This is a genomic window from Pseudofrankia saprophytica, assembly GCF_000235425.2.
Lineage (GTDB): Bacteria > Actinomycetota > Actinomycetes > Frankiales > Frankiaceae > Pseudofrankia > Pseudofrankia saprophytica.
Map to the genome: position 1 here is coordinate 7,208,434 of NZ_KI912266.1, position 13,865 is coordinate 7,222,298.

Here is a 13,865-nt window from a genome sequence, read left to right on the forward strand (position 1 = left end):
GGCACGGTCGTTAGGATCTGCCACGTCTTCGGTACTTCAGGAGAAGCGATGTCCGAGAAGAGACTGCCGCTGTCCGGCGTCACGGTGCTGGACCTCACCCGGCTGCCGCCCGGTGGTTTCTGCACCGTGCTGTTGGCCGACCTGGGCGCCGACGTCATTCGGGTGGAATCTCCAAAGGGCCGGCCGTTCGACGGCCCGATCGGGCTGAACCGTGGCAAGCGTTCCGTGGCCGTCGATCTTCGGCACCCCCGTGGGCTCGAGGTACTGCGGCACCTGGCCGCGCACGCCGACGTTCTCGTCGAGAACGAACGGCCCGGCGCCATGGACGAGCGCGGGTTCGGCTACTCCCACGCCTCCAAGGAGCTGCCCGCGCTGGTCTGGTGCTCGATATCCGGATACGGCCAGGACGGGCCTTATGCGGACTGGTCCGGGCACGATCTGTCTTTCGCGGCGCATTCCGGCCTGCTGACCGCGCTGAACCCTGGCCTGCCGTGGCACCCGCAGCTGATCCTGCCCATCCCGGTGGGCGCGCTCATGGCCGTCGTCGGCATCCTCGCCGCCCTGCGCGAGCGGGACCAGACCGGCTCGGGAAGCCAGCTCGACATCAGCCTGTCGGAGTCGGCGACCTGGCTGCTCTCCTCCGCCGACGGAACGTTCGAGGCGGGCGGCCGCGGCGTGCCCATCGGCCCCGACCGTCGGCTCTACGAGTGCGCGGGCGGCAGCTGGGTCGCCGTGACCGCGGCCGAGCCGCGCACCTGGGCGGCGCTCGTCGAAGGACTCGGCCTGCCGGACCTGGTCGGCACGTTGCACCGGTGGGACGACTGGGACGCCGTGACCGAACGGCTCGCCGCCGTCCTGCGGACCCGCCCCGCCGACGACTGGGTCGCCGAGCTGGGGCCGCGCGGCGCCAGCGTCGTCCGCGTCAACCGCGGCCCGGACCTGGCGGCGGACCCGCACGCGGCGGCGCGCGGCACGCTGCGGCAGGTTGGCGACCTGCTCGTTCCCCGCTCCCCCATCCGGATCCGCGACACGGAGGGCACACGGCCGGCCGCCGAGAGCTACCCGCCGCCCCCGGCCGGCGAGCACACCCGGGCCGTCCTCGCGGAGGCCGGGCTGGACGCCGCGCTGATCGACGAGCTCGTCGCGTGCGGCGCCGCCGGCCGCCAGCCCTGACCTTCCCCGGCGCGACCTCGGTCGTCAACCCAGCCCTGTACGCCCCCATGTTCGTCTTCGAGGTGACCACCGGCCTGTGGCTGCTGATCCGAGGCGTCCGGGGAACCGCGTTCCCAGACGGTTGGGCTAACGGTTGGGCTGGTCGAGGACCCTCTCACCGAAGACGTCCTTGGTCATCTCGTCAATCATCAGGATCCTGGCGCGCCGTCCATCGCCCGCCGCGTCGACTGTCTGGCCCTGATTGTGGACGGGGCCGTGCGGAAGGCGTGTCACTCCGGCGTCGGCCACATCGTGCGGGGTCGCCCAGTCGGTCGGCTCCGGCAGTCCCTTTTCCGCCAGCAGAGCCCGGAAGGCCGGTGTATCGGTCTTGCCGAGCACCAGGTTGAGCACATCGACGTTGTAGGGGCGCAGCTCGGCCCACAGGGACTCACCGAAACACAGTTCGAAGGCCTTGCTCCCCGCGTAGGCCGCCATGAAACTGCCGCCGCCGTAGGCCGCGCCGGAATTGACCAGCAGCAGTCCGCCGCGCCGACGCGCTCGCATGCGTCCGCCGAAATGGTGACACAACCGCATCATCGTCAGCACGTTGATGCGCATCAGGTTCAGCCAGGGCTCGACGTCGGTGTCGAGGAAGTGCGCTCCGTTGGGGTCGGCGCCGGCGTTGGCGACGTACAGCCCGATCTCGCGGTCGCCCACTGCTTCAACGACCTGCTGGGCGCCGTCTTCGGCTGCCAGGTCCACCGACGCCGCGACGCATTCGACGCCCGTTTCGGCGCGGATCGACCTGGCCAGGTCCGTCAACGGCCCCAACCGGCGCGCGAGCAGGACGGAAGGTATCCCCTCGGCGGCGATGCGCCGGGCGAATGCCTGCCCGGTCCCCTCGGAGGCGCCGGTGATTACTGCCCACGGTCCATATCTTTCCGCGAATGTCACGAGGTTCCTCTTCTTCGGTCCGCGGCCCCCAGGCCGCCAGTACTCGCGCTCACCGACCACGCCGCACGGCGTCGCCCACCACCTGAGACCTCTGCGTGTGATCCTCGATCACGAAGGCTCAGGAAGGCTCAGGAAGGCTCAGGAAGGCTAGGCCTCCCGGGCGACGATCGCGTCGACGGCCGCGACCTCGTCCGGGGTGAGCTGCCATCCGGCGGCGGAGGCGTTGGCGATGATCTGTTCGGGCTTCGTGACACCGACCAGGACCGACGCGACGGTCGGCTGGGAGGCGACCCACGAGATCGCGAGCTCGAGCAGCGAACGCCCTCGTTCCTCGGCGAAGGCGGTCAGCTGCTCGACGGTGGCGAGCCGCTCGTCGGACAGCGGCGGGCGCCGCGCCATGATCCCCTGGCGGAGCATGGTGCTGACCATCGCGTCGGCGCCGAGCCGTGCGTCGGGCGGCGGTGGTACACCCCGGCGGTACTTGCCAGTGAGGAGTCCGCTGGCGAGGGGGAAGTAGGCAAGCACGGCCAGGTCATGGCGGGCCACCGCGTCGAGCACGTCCTGCTGGGGTCGCTCCAGCACGCTGTACTGCACCTGGCAGGACCGGTACGGCGAGAACGACGACCGAGCCGCGGTCTCGGCGGCGTCGTCCAGCATTTCACCAGTGAAGTTGCTGCAACCGACCTCGCGCACCTTGCCGGCGCGCACCAGCCGGTCGAGCGCCTCGAGGATCTCCTCGATGGGCGTATCGGGGTCGGGCTGGTGCTGCTGGTAGAGGTCGATCCGGTCCGTTCCGAGGCGTCGCAGGCTGGCCTCGACGGCGGCCACGATGCGCGCCGCGCCCCGCTGATCCGGATCGGCCTCGCTCTGGTTGAGGAACTTCGTGGCGATGATCGCCTCGTCCCGGCGCTGGCCGAGCGCCGCGCCGATCAGCTCCTCGGAGTGCCCCTCGCCCAAGAAGGACGTGATGCTGTATTCCTCGGCGGTGTCGAAGAGGTTGATACCCGCGTCGAGGGCGGCGTGCACGATCCGATCGACCTCGTGTTTGTCGCAGCCAGCGCCGAAGAAGTCCGTACCGAAGTTGTTACCGCCGAGACCGACGACGGATACCTCCAGGCTGCCGATACGCCGACGATTCACTGGACGTCCAGCTGGGCGAGGAGCTTCCGGGCGGCGTCGACGCATGCGCCGAGCCTTTCGTGCGGACCTACGCCGGCGTCGGCCCGCGAGCGGAGCGGCACCTCGAGTCCGATCACAAGCTGACGCGGCAGCGCGTCGAGTATGTCGAGCAGTGGTAGGTCGCCGGTGCCCGGCACCATCCGCTCGAAACACGCCTCTTCCATGTAGTTGGGAATGGTGGGCACAAGCGGGGCGTCACTGAGCTGGATGTACCCGATCAGGTCGGGATCGATCGCGGCGACCTCGGCCGGGCTGGAACCGGACCGCACGAGGTGCATCGTGTCGATGAGGAGCCGGAAGTCCGGCCTGCCCACTGCCCGCACGGCGTCGAGCGCGGTCGGGAGGTCTGCGATCGTGAGACCGGGCGCGAACTCCAGCGACGTCTCCATCCCAGCCTCGGCGGCCAGCTCGGCAAGTACGCCGAACTGGTCGACGCTGCGGTTGAGGTCCGGGTCGAAGGTGACGGTGTTGACCCGCTGGGCACCGAGCTCGGCCATGATGGCGACGTCGCCCGCGAGATCGCGCATGTTCATGCCGGGTTGGAGTACGAATCCGTCGCCGAGCGACACCGTCACGCCCCGGTCGCGCAGGGCGGCGACCGTCTCGCGCCGCAGGGCTGCATCGTCTCGGAGTGAGTAGGACGGGTAGCCGTACGGATTCGGTAACGCGCTCAGGGCGAGGGCGACGTACCGCAGTCCGAGGTCGGCGGCCAGGCCGACGTATTCAACCGGCGGAAGTCCCATCACGCTTAGCGGCTCGATCGACAGTCGTTCCATCGTGCTCCCTCTCATAATCCACGGTCCTTGGGCCACGCCACGCCGCGACCGTGAGGCTGGCCGTGGTGCCCATCAGGTCGGCCATGGTCGCCCTGCGACGTTGCCGCCGGAGTCCGTCCGGTGCCTGGTGATTTCGGCGGTGCGGGCCTGGCGTAGCCGACGGTTGTCGGTGTCCATCAGGCAGCGGTAGCGGGCCTCGTGCCGCGTGGCCCCTCGACGCCGCACATCACGCGACCTCTAGTGAGACGCGCACGGCGTCCTTGCCTTCAACCCTCCTGTCAGCGAGCGCCAAAGCTTCCTCGAACTGCTCCAGGGGAAAGGACTCGCCCGCCAGTTCCACGGTGGGGACCTTGCCTTCATTGATCATCGAGCACGCGAAGCTCAGGTCGACGCCGCCACCTGGCAGCACGGTGAGGTTCCGCAGCGGGATCTGGTTGATGTCGAAGCCGTCCAGCGGGCGGTCCTTCATCCCGGCGGCCACCACCTTCCCGCCGGGTCGCACCAACTCGAAGGCCGTGATGAACGATCCGGGATGGCCGGAGGCGACGTCGAGCACGACGTCCGCCATCCTGCCGCCGGTCGCCTCAGCGACACGGGTCACCGGATCCTCGTCCTGAAGGTCGATAGCATGGTCCGCTCCGACGCGGAGTGCGGTGTCGAGGCGCAACCGGTCACGTGACAGACCGACGGCGATGATCGTGCCCACGCCCTGTGCTCGGGCGGCAACGATGGCGGCGAGGCCCATGTGGCCCGGACCCAGGACGACCAGTGACTCCCCGGGTTGCGCGGGGCGTACGAAGGTCGCCGAGTTGGACAGGCACTCATAGACGGTGAGCTGGGTCGCAGGTAGGTCATCGCGGAGCTTCTGCACCTCGGAGCCCGGCACGATCTCCATGTAGTCGGCGTAGCCGCCGAACTGCCCGGAAGCCTCATCGATCGGGAAGTCGAACCCGTAGACGCGCGATCTCCCGTCGGCCGTCCTGACGTAGGAGCGGACACCCACCCGGTCCCCCTCCCGCACGCCGAACTCCGCGGCCGCGTCGGGAGAGATCTGCTCGATCCGGCCGACGATCTCGTGGCCCGGAACCGTGGGGAACACTCCCCCAGACGGCACCGGCGCATGACCCCTGAACTGGTCGACGTCGCTGTGACAGATCCCGACCGCTTCGACCCGAAGCACGGCGCAGCCGGGCCGGAGCTTGGGCTTCGGGACCTCGCGGAGCTCCCAGGTCTCATCACCGTTGAACACGATCGCGCGTGGCAACCGGGCCTCCAGAAGTTGACTAGCCAGAGTTACCTGGCGGGTGCCCGACAAGTTAGCACTTCTCTGGCGCATGCCAGGGATTTGCTATCGTCCTGACAGTGGTTGGACATCCGGAGCGGCGAACGCAGGTCGAGCGCCGTGCCGCGTCCGAAGCGGCGTTGCTGCGAGCCGCGGCCGAGCTGATCGCGGAACGTGGGTTCGAGCGGACGTCATTGCGCGGCATCGGCGCCCGCGCCGGGACGAGCCGAGAGATGCCCGCCTACCACTTCGGGTCGAAAGAGGCCTTGATCACCCGGCTGGCCGAACGCGCCCACGAGCGCACGATCGAGGCAAGCGCCGAGGCTCTCACGCGCGCCGGCCGGCGAGCCGAGGAGCTCTCCGCCCTCGAGGCGCTTCGCGTGATGATCGAGACCTACCTCGAGGTCTTCATCGCCGCCGACGCACCCGAGGAACGCGCGGTGGTCGTGATGTGGGGCGCGACGTTCCCGTCCGACTCCCCGCTGCCCGCCGCCGTACAGGCGGACCGGCAGACACATCGCGACCTTGCCGAGACCATCCGAGCCGGCCAGCAGGACGGGTCGATCCGCGCCGACGCCGACGCGGACGCCGCCGCCGTGCTCGTCATGGGGATGGCCCGGGGCATCGCGGCCCTCTCCCTCGCGCATCCCGACGCCGCCGACCCGGCCAAGGTCCAGGGCCTTTGCGGTGCGGCCATCACCGCCTTGCTCCAGGGCCCGAGCCCCACGGCGCCGGACAGCCCAGAAACGGCGGCCCGCTCGTCAGGTCAGCCGCTGGAGCTGAGGAAGAGCGTCGGGTAGACAGACCACGTTCTCGCTCGCGAGCGTCCGCATCTCCGGCTCGGAGACCCCCAGCTCGGTGAGGATCTCCACGGCCTGGGAGCCGACGGCGCCGGGGCTCGCGCCGACCCGCGGCGGCGTCTCCGACAGCCACCGGCCGATGCCCGGCCGGGCCACGTCCCTGCCGTCCACGCCCCGCTCGAAGTAGACGACACCGCGCCGGTGCAGGTAGTCGACCGCCTCGTCGATGGCGACCGCCGGCTGGGCCGCGATGCCGGCCTTCTCCAGCGCCGCGACCCAGTGCTCGGCCGGTTCGGCGGCGAACCGCGCGGCGAGCAGCCCGGCCAGGGCGCCACCCGGGGAATGCCAGTCGGCCGTCGCCTCGCCGGGCTCGATCTCCACCGTGGCCAGGAGTGTCGGGAGATCCGCCTCGTGCGCGACGAGGAAGAACCACCGGTCCGAGGCCGAGTAGAAGCGGTAGAGGGCGTTGTCGCCGTACTCGTTGCGCGCCGCGTCAGGCCGGCCGCCGGCCGTGGCGTCGGGACCGGCACCGAGTACCTCGGCGCGCCCGCCGTCCCGCGGTGCCTGCGCCTCCGCGGTCAGATAGACGGCCTGGTGGAGCGTCGAGCCCTGGACGAGCGAGGCACCGACCTTCTGGCCTCCGCCGCCGCGAAGCCGCGCGTAGAGGGCTACGGCCGTGGCGTAGGCGCCGAGGATGCCGGTGTCGGCGTCGTTGATCGGCGTTGGCTGGTACAGGGTCCAGCCGAAGCGCGACCCGTACCGCCAGCTCATGCCCGTCGCCGCGTTGCACTGGTTCTCGTAGCCCCGGCGGTGCGCCCACGGGCCGGTGAGGCCGTAGGCGGTGATGGAGCAGTAGACGATCTGGGGATTGAGCGCGCTGGCCCGCTCGTAGTCGATGCCGTACCGGGCCTGCGACTTCGGGGTGAAGTTGGTGACCAGCAGGTCGGCCGCCTGGATCAGGTCCCCCGCGAGCTTGCCGCCGGCAGCGCTCTTCGAGTCGAGCAGGATGGTGCGCTTGCCGCGGTGGAGCTGGCCGACGATGCCGTCGGTGACGGCCGGGACCGGGTTGCCGACCTTGATGACGTCGGCACCGAAGTCGGCAAGCAGCCGGGCGGCGGTCGGGCCGGCCACGGCCTGGCTGACGTCGATGGCCTTGTAGCCCTCCAGCGGCAGGTCCAACGGGCTCGCCGTCTCCCCCGAGAGGGCGGGCACACCGGACGCCGCCGACCCGGCGGCCAGCAACTCGGCGAGGATCGCGTCGCGGTCCTGGTCGGGCAGGTGCCGCGGCCGTGGCGCCGGCGCCGCGGGCAGGTCGAAGCCCCGGCCGGGCAGGACGACCGGGCCGGCCAGCGGGTCGTCGAGGGTCACCACGGCGCCGGACCGGGAGGCGTGCTCGGTGGCGACCCACTCCGCCGGGGAGCGGACCATCGAGACCGGCATCTCCGCGCTGGTCGCGACCTCGTCCCACCACGCCGCCGGGTGCGAGCGGACCAGGTCGGCGAACATCGCCATGATCCGGTCCCGCTTCTCCATCGAGAAGGTCCGGGCCGCGACGTCGATCAGGCCCTCTCGCTCCCAGTCCCCTGCCACCCCGGCCGCCACGAGCAGCGGGATGACGAACTTCGAGTAGGGCGACAGGTCGACGATGCCGCCGTCCGCGCACGCGTAGGTGAGGTCGCGCAGCATGTGGTTGTCGCCCATGAGCGGGTTCTCGTACACCCGCATCCCGAGCATGGTGCTGTAGGCCTCGGCGTACGCCTCAGCGAGCGGGATCTCGATCCGCTGGGCGCGCCCGGTGCGCTCGCGGGCGATCAGCGCCATGACGACGGACACCGCGCCCATCAGGCCGCCGAAGTTGGAGGCGGTGGTGATCGGCGTGAAGAGCGGCGCCGCCGGATCCTCGACCTTCGCCCTCTTGCGGCCAGAGGGGTCCCAGTGCTCCCTGAGCGGCCGGTACCCGGCGACGGCGGCGTGCAGAACGCCTTCCCAGGCGGCCACGCCCGCCTTCTCGTCGTCGGACGCGAAGCCCGGCAGCGAGCAGTAGATGAGCCGCTCGTTCAGGTCCGCCGCGGCCGCGGGACCGAGGCCGAGGCGGTCCATGACGCCGGGCCGGAAGTTCTCGACCACGACGTCGGCACGCGCGACGAGGTCGCGCGCCGTGGCCCGGTCGGTCTCGCCGCGCAGGTCCAGCGTGATGCGCCGCTTGCTCCGGTTGAGGAAGGCGTCCGCCGGCCCGAGCGACCGGGCGGCCCGGGGAGAGTCGACGTGCACGACGTCGGCGCCCGCCTCGGCCAGCAGCAGGGCGGTCAGCGGCCCCGCGATCTGGTGGCCGAAGTCCACCACCCGGACCCCGGCCAGCCCTACGCCGGCCTCGCCCACGCCGGCACCGAGGCTGGCACTGGCACTGGCACTGGCCTCGCCCGGGCTAGTTGACCGCACGGTCGCGGCCCTCCCAGTAGGGCGCGCGCAGCTTGAACTTCTGCAGCTTCCCGGTCGCCGTGCGCTCGAGCGCGCCGCGCAGCTCGACGGAGGTGGGGCACTTGTAGTGCGCCATCCGGTCCCGGCAGAACGCGATCAGCTCGGCGGGAGTGAGCTCGGCCCCCGGTCGCAGCACGACCAGGGCCTTCACGGTCTCGCCCCACTTCTCGTCCGGTACGCCGATCACGGCGGCCTCGGCTACCGCCGGGTGCTCATACAGGCAGTCCTCGACCTCGATCGACGACACGTTCTCGCCGCCGGTGATGATGACGTCCTTCTTGCGGTCCGTGATCGACAGCAGCCGGCCGTCGAAGCGGCCGCCGTCGCCGGTGTGGAACCAGCCGTCGTCGATCGCGGCAGCGGTCTGCTCCGGCTGGCGCCAGTAGCCCTCGAAGACATGGTTGGACCGGGCGAGCACCTCGCCCGCGGCGTCGATCCGCAGCCGCACCCCCAGCGCCGGGGCGCCGGCCTGCGACAGCAGCTTCGCCCGCTCGTCGGTGGGCAGGTACTCCCAGCCGGGACGGGCCCGGTTGATGGTGAGCAGCGGCGAGGCCTCCGTGAGGCCGTAGATCTGGATGAACTCCCAGCCGAGGAGCTCCTCGACCCGGGCGATGACCGCGCTGGGCGGCGGCGCGCCGGCGACGACCATGCGCACCTTGTCGCGGCCCGGGACCGGCAGGCCGGCCGCCACCCGCGCCGCCGCGGCATCGAGGATCGAGGCGACGACGGCGGGCGCGCCGCACAGCAGCGTCACGCCCTCCTGCTCGACCCGGGAGAGGATGTCCTCGCCGTCGATCTTGCGGATCACGATGTGCGCCCCGCCCATGCCCGTCACCGCGTAGGGCATGCCCCAGCCGTTGACGTGGAACATCGGCAGCGTGTGCAGGATGACGTCCCGGTCGGTCACCGTCGTGTGCCAGCCGAACGACGTGGCGTTCAGCCAGCAGCTCCGGTGGGTCAGCTGGACGCCCTTGGGACGCGCCGTCGTGCCCGACGTGTAGTTGATCGTGCAGATCGCGTCCTCGTCGGGCTCCCAGGGCGCCGGTACCGCTCCCGGCGGCGCCGGGGCGAACAGCTCGGAGTCGGCCACCCCGTCCAGGACGATCCGTTCCTTCGCCGTCACGCCGGACAGCACCTCGTCGAGCTCCGGGTCGACGAGCAGGAGCGACGTCCCCGAGTGCTCGACGATGTAGGAGATCTCGTCCGCCGTCAGCCGGTAGTTGATCGGCACCAGCGTCCGGCCGAACCCGCTCACCCCGAAGAAGCTGATCAAAAAGCGCGCGCTGTTCGGGGACACGATCCCGACCCGCCCGCCGGCGGGGATCCGCAGCCGGTCCAGCGCCAGCGCCATCCCACGGGCGCGCGCCGCGACCTGCCGGTAGGTGAGCCGCCCGAGCGACCCCGGCCGGCCCGGCTCGTCGACCACCGCGAGGCTCTCCGGATAGACCGTCTCGGCCCGATCCAGGAAGTCGGCGACCGTCAGGGCAACCTTCATCAGCCAGTCCCTCCTTTGACCGGGTTGAAACTACCGGTTCTTCAACTTAGTGTAAATATGGGCGGCAACAGTCCAGGCAGGACAGGCGCGGCCAGCCAGGCGCGGGCCAGACGGGCGCCGGCCCGGACGCAGGTCAGCGGCACCTCGCCCAGACGCGGGCGTGGGAGTTCAGGTCCAGGGCGGGGTCCATGTCCAGGGTGGAAAGGCGCTGATGATCGACTCGAAGTATCAGTACCTCACGTACGAGTCCCTCGACGAGGGAACGATCGTACGGATCATGCTCAACCGGCCGGAGACGCGCAACGCCCAGAGCCGTGGGCTTCTGGTGGAGCTCGGCGAGGCGTTCCTGCGGGCCGAGGCGGACGACACCGTCCGGGTCGTGATCCTCGGCGGCCACGGCCCGATGTTCTCCACCGGCCACGACATGGGCTCGAAGGAGGGCCGGGCGGACCACACGCCCGGGCCGAACCAGCACCCGTCGGCGAGGGTCAACGGCGCCACCCGACAGGGCGCCGAGAAGCTGATGCTGCAGGAGTGGCACCACTTCTTCGAGAGCACCCGCCGGTGGCGCAACCTCCGCAAGATCACGATCGCCGCCGTGCACGGGCAGGTCTACGCCGCCGGCCTCATGCTGATGTGGGCGTGCGACCTCATCGTCGCGGCCGAGGGGACGACCTTCGCCGACATGGTCGGGACCCGCCTCGGCATGTGCGGGATGGAGTACTTCGCCCATCCCTGGGAGTTCGGCCCGCGCAAGGCCAAGGAGCTTCTGCTGACGGGCGACTCGATCGATGCCGACGAGGCCCACCGGCTCGGGATGGTCTCCAAGGTCTTCCCGGCCGACGAGCTGGCCGACAGTGCCGTGGCCTTCGCGCGGCGCATCGCCAGCCTGCCCACCATGGCGGCGCTCCTGATCAAGGAGTCGGTCAACCAGACCGTCGACAACCAGGGCTTCTACAACGCGCTGAACGCCTGCTTCACCCTCCACGAGCTCAACCACGCGCACTGGGCCTGGGTCCACGAGGGCGGGTTCCCCGTCGCCACGCCGGACCAGGACGGCGTCCCCGACTGGCGGACCAGCCCGCCGGTGCTCCCGGCGCTGCGCGACGCCGTCGCCGCCCCCGGCCCGGTCGGCTGACGCGATGGCGAACACGACGTGGACCATGCCACCCGAGGTGGATCCGGAAGCGAAGATCAGGTGTAGCGACTTCTCGCGGGTGGCGTCCCTGTCCCCCGTCGGGAGCAGTGGCACGTACCCGGGTTTCCTGCTGCTCGAGCTGCCTCTGCCGTGGCCGCACGACATCGGCGAGACGCCCGAGGCGGCGGCGATCGCCCCGCTGCTCGGCCCGCTCGGCTACCGGTTGCAGGCCGTCGTCCCGGCTGACCCGGACGCCCGCCCGGAGGACCGGCGCGTCATCCTGCACGCCCGGCCGGCGGGGGACAGCCTGTTCGCGGGCTACCGCCGGTTCGAGCGCCCGGTCGGCGCGTCGCTGCCCGGCGCCGTCGCCGACCTGCTCGCGCTCGCCGCCGGCCCGGCGCCGTCGTACCTGGAGACCGACGGGATCGACGTCCTGGTCTGCGGCCACGGCCGGCGCGACGCCTGCTGCGGACGCCTCGGCGCGGGCCTCGCCACCCGGCTCACGGCCGCCGGGGCGCCCGACGGCGTCAACTACTGGCGCACCAGCCACCTCGGCGGCCACCGCTTCGCCTCGACCTTCCTCGTGCTGCCGCAGGGCTCGGCCTGGGCCTACGGCGACGAGGACCTCGTCGAGACGGTCCTGCGACGCAAGGGCGAGTTCGCCGACGTCGCCGACCACTACCGCGGCTGCTGCGGCCTGAAAGGCCCGCAGACGCAGGCACTCGAGCTCGAGGTCCTGCGCCAGGTCGGCTGGAGCCTGCTGGACTCCCCCCGCGCCGGCTCGTTCGACGGCTCGCGCGCCGAGCTGTCCTGCGTGTATGACGGCGAGACGGTCACCTGGTCGGCCGACGTCCAGCCCGGGCGTTCCCTCCCGGCTCCCGACTGCCAGAGCCCGCCCGCATCCGCCACCAAGAGCCAGACCGAATGGGCGGTCTCGGCGATCAGCCGCGGCTAGTGCCCCCGGAACAGCCGGACCTACCAGATCGCTTCGCGATCCGGCAGGAACCCCGTCCGGGCGTGCACACAAAGATCATTTGCGCACGCCCTTTGGCCTCCAGCACCTGCCCTTTACCTGACGGAGGAACTACATGACTTTCGCGGGACTGAACGTCGCGAAGCTGCTCATCGACGGTCAGCTCGTCGACGCGGAGGGCGGCGCCACCTACGAGAACATCAACCCGGCGACCGAACAGTCGATCGGCGTGGCGGCCGACGCCTCCACGGGCGACATCAACGCGGCCATCGCCGCGGCCCGCAGGGCCTTCGACGAGACCAGCTGGAGCACGGACGTCGCGTTCCGGGTCCGCTGCCTGCGCCAGCTGCACGAGGCGCTGGCCAAGCACGCGGAGCCGTTCAAGGCGATGATGACGGCCGAGGTCGGCCTGCCCACCAAGATGGTCGGCTCCACCTTCGACATGCCGGTGGAGAACGTCGGCTGGGTGACCGACCTGCTGGAGAAGTACGAGTTCAGCCAGGACCTCGGGCTCGGCAACATCGAGGGGTTCGGCGCCCACCGCTGGACCGAGCGGGAGCCCTACGGTGTGGTCGGCGCGATCGTGCCGTGGAACCAGCCGCTCCAGGTGGCCCTGGCGAAGGTGGCGCCGGCGCTGGCCGCCGGGAACACGGTGATCCTGAAGGGCCCGCCGACGACGCCGTGGTGCGTGAGCGCCCTGGGCAAGCTCGTCGCCGAGTACACGGACATCCCTGCCGGCGTCTTCAACGTCATCACCAGCTCGGCCAACGACCGCGGCGAGGAGCTGATCACCGACCCGCGCGTCGACCTGATCAGCTTCACCGGCTCGACCGCCGTGGGCCGCCGCATCATGGAACTGGGCGCCCAGACGGTGAAGAAGTGCTTCCTGGAGCTCGGCGGGAAGTCCCCGAACATCGTCTTCGAGGACGCCGACCTGCGCACCGGGATCGGCATGTCGACCTTCATGGTGTGCCTGCACGGCGGCCAGGGCTGCGCCACGCTGTCGCGCCTGCTGCTGCCGCGGTCCATCTTCGAGCAGGGCGTGCAGCTCGCCAGCGCGATGCTTTCGGCGATGCCGTACGGCGACCCGCTCGACCCGAACAACGTGATGGGCCCGCTGAACAGCGCCCGGCACCGCGACCGCGTCGAGGCCATGGTCGACCGGGCGATCGCGTCCGGTGCCACGCCGGTCGTCGGTGGCCGCCGCCCGCCGCAGCTGGAGACGGGCTACTACTTCGAGCCGACGCTGTTCGCGGACCTGCCGGAGGACGCGGAGATCGTCCAGAACGAGGTCTTCGGCCCGGTCCTCGTCATACAGGCGTTCGAGGACGAGGACGACGCGGTCCGGATCGCGAACAACACCATCTTCGGCCTCTCCGGCGCCGTCTTCTCCGGCGACCACGAGAAGTCCAAGCGCGTCGCCCGCAAGATCCGGGCCGGCACGATGATCGTCGACGGGGGCATCTACTACGGCTCGGACGTCCCCTTCGGCGGCTACAAGCAGAGCGGCATCGGCCGCGAGATGGGCACGATCGGCTTCGAGGAGTACCTCCAGGTGAAGGCGCTGTGCGAGCCGGCGTGATCGTCACCGGCCGCGAGGCCCGACTCGTGGAACGGGCCGCGCCGGCCGGCGCGGGC

The 13,865-nt window shown here is 70.9% G+C and carries 11 protein-coding genes; 5 read left to right on the top strand and 6 right to left on the bottom strand.

Annotated features, from left to right (window positions below; all coding sequences use genetic code 11):
• The first annotated feature begins 48 nt into the window (after positions 1-48).
• Positions 49-1,173: a CaiB/BaiF CoA transferase family protein gene (locus tag FRCN3DRAFT_RS0230340; protein ID WP_007509816.1), complete on the top strand. Its 1,125-nt coding sequence runs from the start codon at positions 49-51 to the stop codon at positions 1,171-1,173.
• A gap of 126 nt (positions 1,174-1,299) precedes the next feature.
• On the opposite strand, the gene FRCN3DRAFT_RS0230345 is transcribed toward FRCN3DRAFT_RS0230340, so the two are convergent.
• The 4 genes from FRCN3DRAFT_RS0230345 to FRCN3DRAFT_RS0230360 form a co-directional block, all read right to left on the bottom strand.
• A complete protein-coding gene (locus FRCN3DRAFT_RS0230345) occupies positions 1,300-2,106 on the bottom strand; it encodes an SDR family NAD(P)-dependent oxidoreductase (protein WP_007509817.1) in 807 nt (268 codons plus the stop codon).
• 147 nt (positions 2,107-2,253) lie between these two features.
• Complete coding sequence (locus FRCN3DRAFT_RS0230350) at positions 2,254-3,246, bottom strand: aldo/keto reductase (protein WP_007509818.1); 993 nt, start codon at positions 3,244-3,246, stop codon at positions 2,254-2,256.
• The gene (locus tag FRCN3DRAFT_RS0230355; RefSeq protein ID WP_035925406.1) at positions 3,243-4,061 is read right to left on the bottom strand and encodes a sugar phosphate isomerase/epimerase family protein; all 819 of its coding nucleotides are present in this window, start codon (positions 4,059-4,061) and stop codon (positions 3,243-3,245) included. Before FRCN3DRAFT_RS0230355 ends, FRCN3DRAFT_RS0230350 begins: the two co-directional genes overlap by 4 nt.
• Positions 4,062-4,287: 226 nt before the next feature.
• Complete coding sequence (locus FRCN3DRAFT_RS0230360) at positions 4,288-5,325, bottom strand: zinc-dependent alcohol dehydrogenase (protein ID WP_007509820.1); 1,038 nt, start codon at positions 5,323-5,325, stop codon at positions 4,288-4,290.
• A gap of 98 nt (positions 5,326-5,423) precedes the next feature.
• Between FRCN3DRAFT_RS0230360 and FRCN3DRAFT_RS0230365 the strand changes: the two genes are divergently transcribed.
• Positions 5,424-6,143: a TetR/AcrR family transcriptional regulator gene (locus FRCN3DRAFT_RS0230365; protein WP_007509821.1), complete on the top strand. Its 720-nt coding sequence runs from the start codon at positions 5,424-5,426 to the stop codon at positions 6,141-6,143.
• Here FRCN3DRAFT_RS0230365 and FRCN3DRAFT_RS0230370 read toward each other — a convergent pair.
• Both FRCN3DRAFT_RS0230370 and FRCN3DRAFT_RS0230375 read right to left on the bottom strand, forming a co-directional pair.
• Positions 6,105-8,582 carry a CaiB/BaiF CoA-transferase family protein gene (locus FRCN3DRAFT_RS0230370; RefSeq protein WP_007509822.1) on the bottom strand — a complete coding sequence of 826 codons (2,478 nt, stop codon included), beginning with the start codon at positions 8,580-8,582 and terminating at the stop codon, positions 6,105-6,107. The genes FRCN3DRAFT_RS0230365 and FRCN3DRAFT_RS0230370 overlap by 39 nt on opposite strands.
• Entirely contained in the window at positions 8,569-10,116 is a 1,548-nt protein-coding gene (locus FRCN3DRAFT_RS0230375) for an AMP-binding protein (protein ID WP_007509823.1), read from the bottom strand. Before FRCN3DRAFT_RS0230375 ends, FRCN3DRAFT_RS0230370 begins: the two co-directional genes overlap by 14 nt.
• Positions 10,117-10,327: 211 nt before the next feature.
• On the opposite strand from FRCN3DRAFT_RS0230375, the gene FRCN3DRAFT_RS0230380 reads away from it, so the two are divergent.
• The 3 genes from FRCN3DRAFT_RS0230380 (at position 10,328) to FRCN3DRAFT_RS0230390 (ending at position 13,809) form a co-directional block, all read left to right on the top strand.
• Positions 10,328-11,254 (top strand): enoyl-CoA hydratase, encoded by a 927-nt coding sequence (locus FRCN3DRAFT_RS0230380; RefSeq protein WP_007509824.1) that lies wholly within the window; start codon positions 10,328-10,330, stop codon positions 11,252-11,254.
• Between the two features lie 4 nt (positions 11,255-11,258).
• A complete protein-coding gene (locus FRCN3DRAFT_RS0230385) occupies positions 11,259-12,209 on the top strand; it encodes a sucrase ferredoxin (protein ID WP_007509825.1) in 951 nt (316 codons plus the stop codon).
• A gap of 133 nt (positions 12,210-12,342) precedes the next feature.
• A complete protein-coding gene (locus FRCN3DRAFT_RS0230390) occupies positions 12,343-13,809 on the top strand; it encodes an aldehyde dehydrogenase family protein (protein ID WP_007509826.1) in 1,467 nt (488 codons plus the stop codon).
• Positions 13,810-13,865: the final 56 nt, after the last annotated feature.

Excerpts from the sequence above, each read along its gene's own strand:
- FRCN3DRAFT_RS0230390 (WP_007509826.1), top strand. The coding sequence starts at position 12,343 with ATGACTTTCGCGGGACTGAACGTCGCGAAGCTGCTCATCGACGGTCAG.
- FRCN3DRAFT_RS0230385 (WP_007509825.1), top strand. The coding sequence starts at position 11,259 with ATGGCGAACACGACGTGGACCATGCCACCCGAGGTGGATCCGGAAGCG.
- FRCN3DRAFT_RS0230375 (WP_007509823.1), bottom strand. The coding sequence starts at position 10,116 with ATGAAGGTTGCCCTGACGGTCGCCGACTTCCTGGATCGGGCCGAGACG.
- FRCN3DRAFT_RS0230355 (WP_035925406.1), bottom strand. The coding sequence starts at position 4,061 with ATGGAACGACTGTCGATCGAGCCGCTAAGCGTGATGGGACTTCCGCCG.
- FRCN3DRAFT_RS0230380 (WP_007509824.1), top strand. The coding sequence starts at position 10,328 with ATGATCGACTCGAAGTATCAGTACCTCACGTACGAGTCCCTCGACGAG.
- FRCN3DRAFT_RS0230340 (WP_007509816.1), top strand. The coding sequence starts at position 49 with ATGTCCGAGAAGAGACTGCCGCTGTCCGGCGTCACGGTGCTGGACCTC.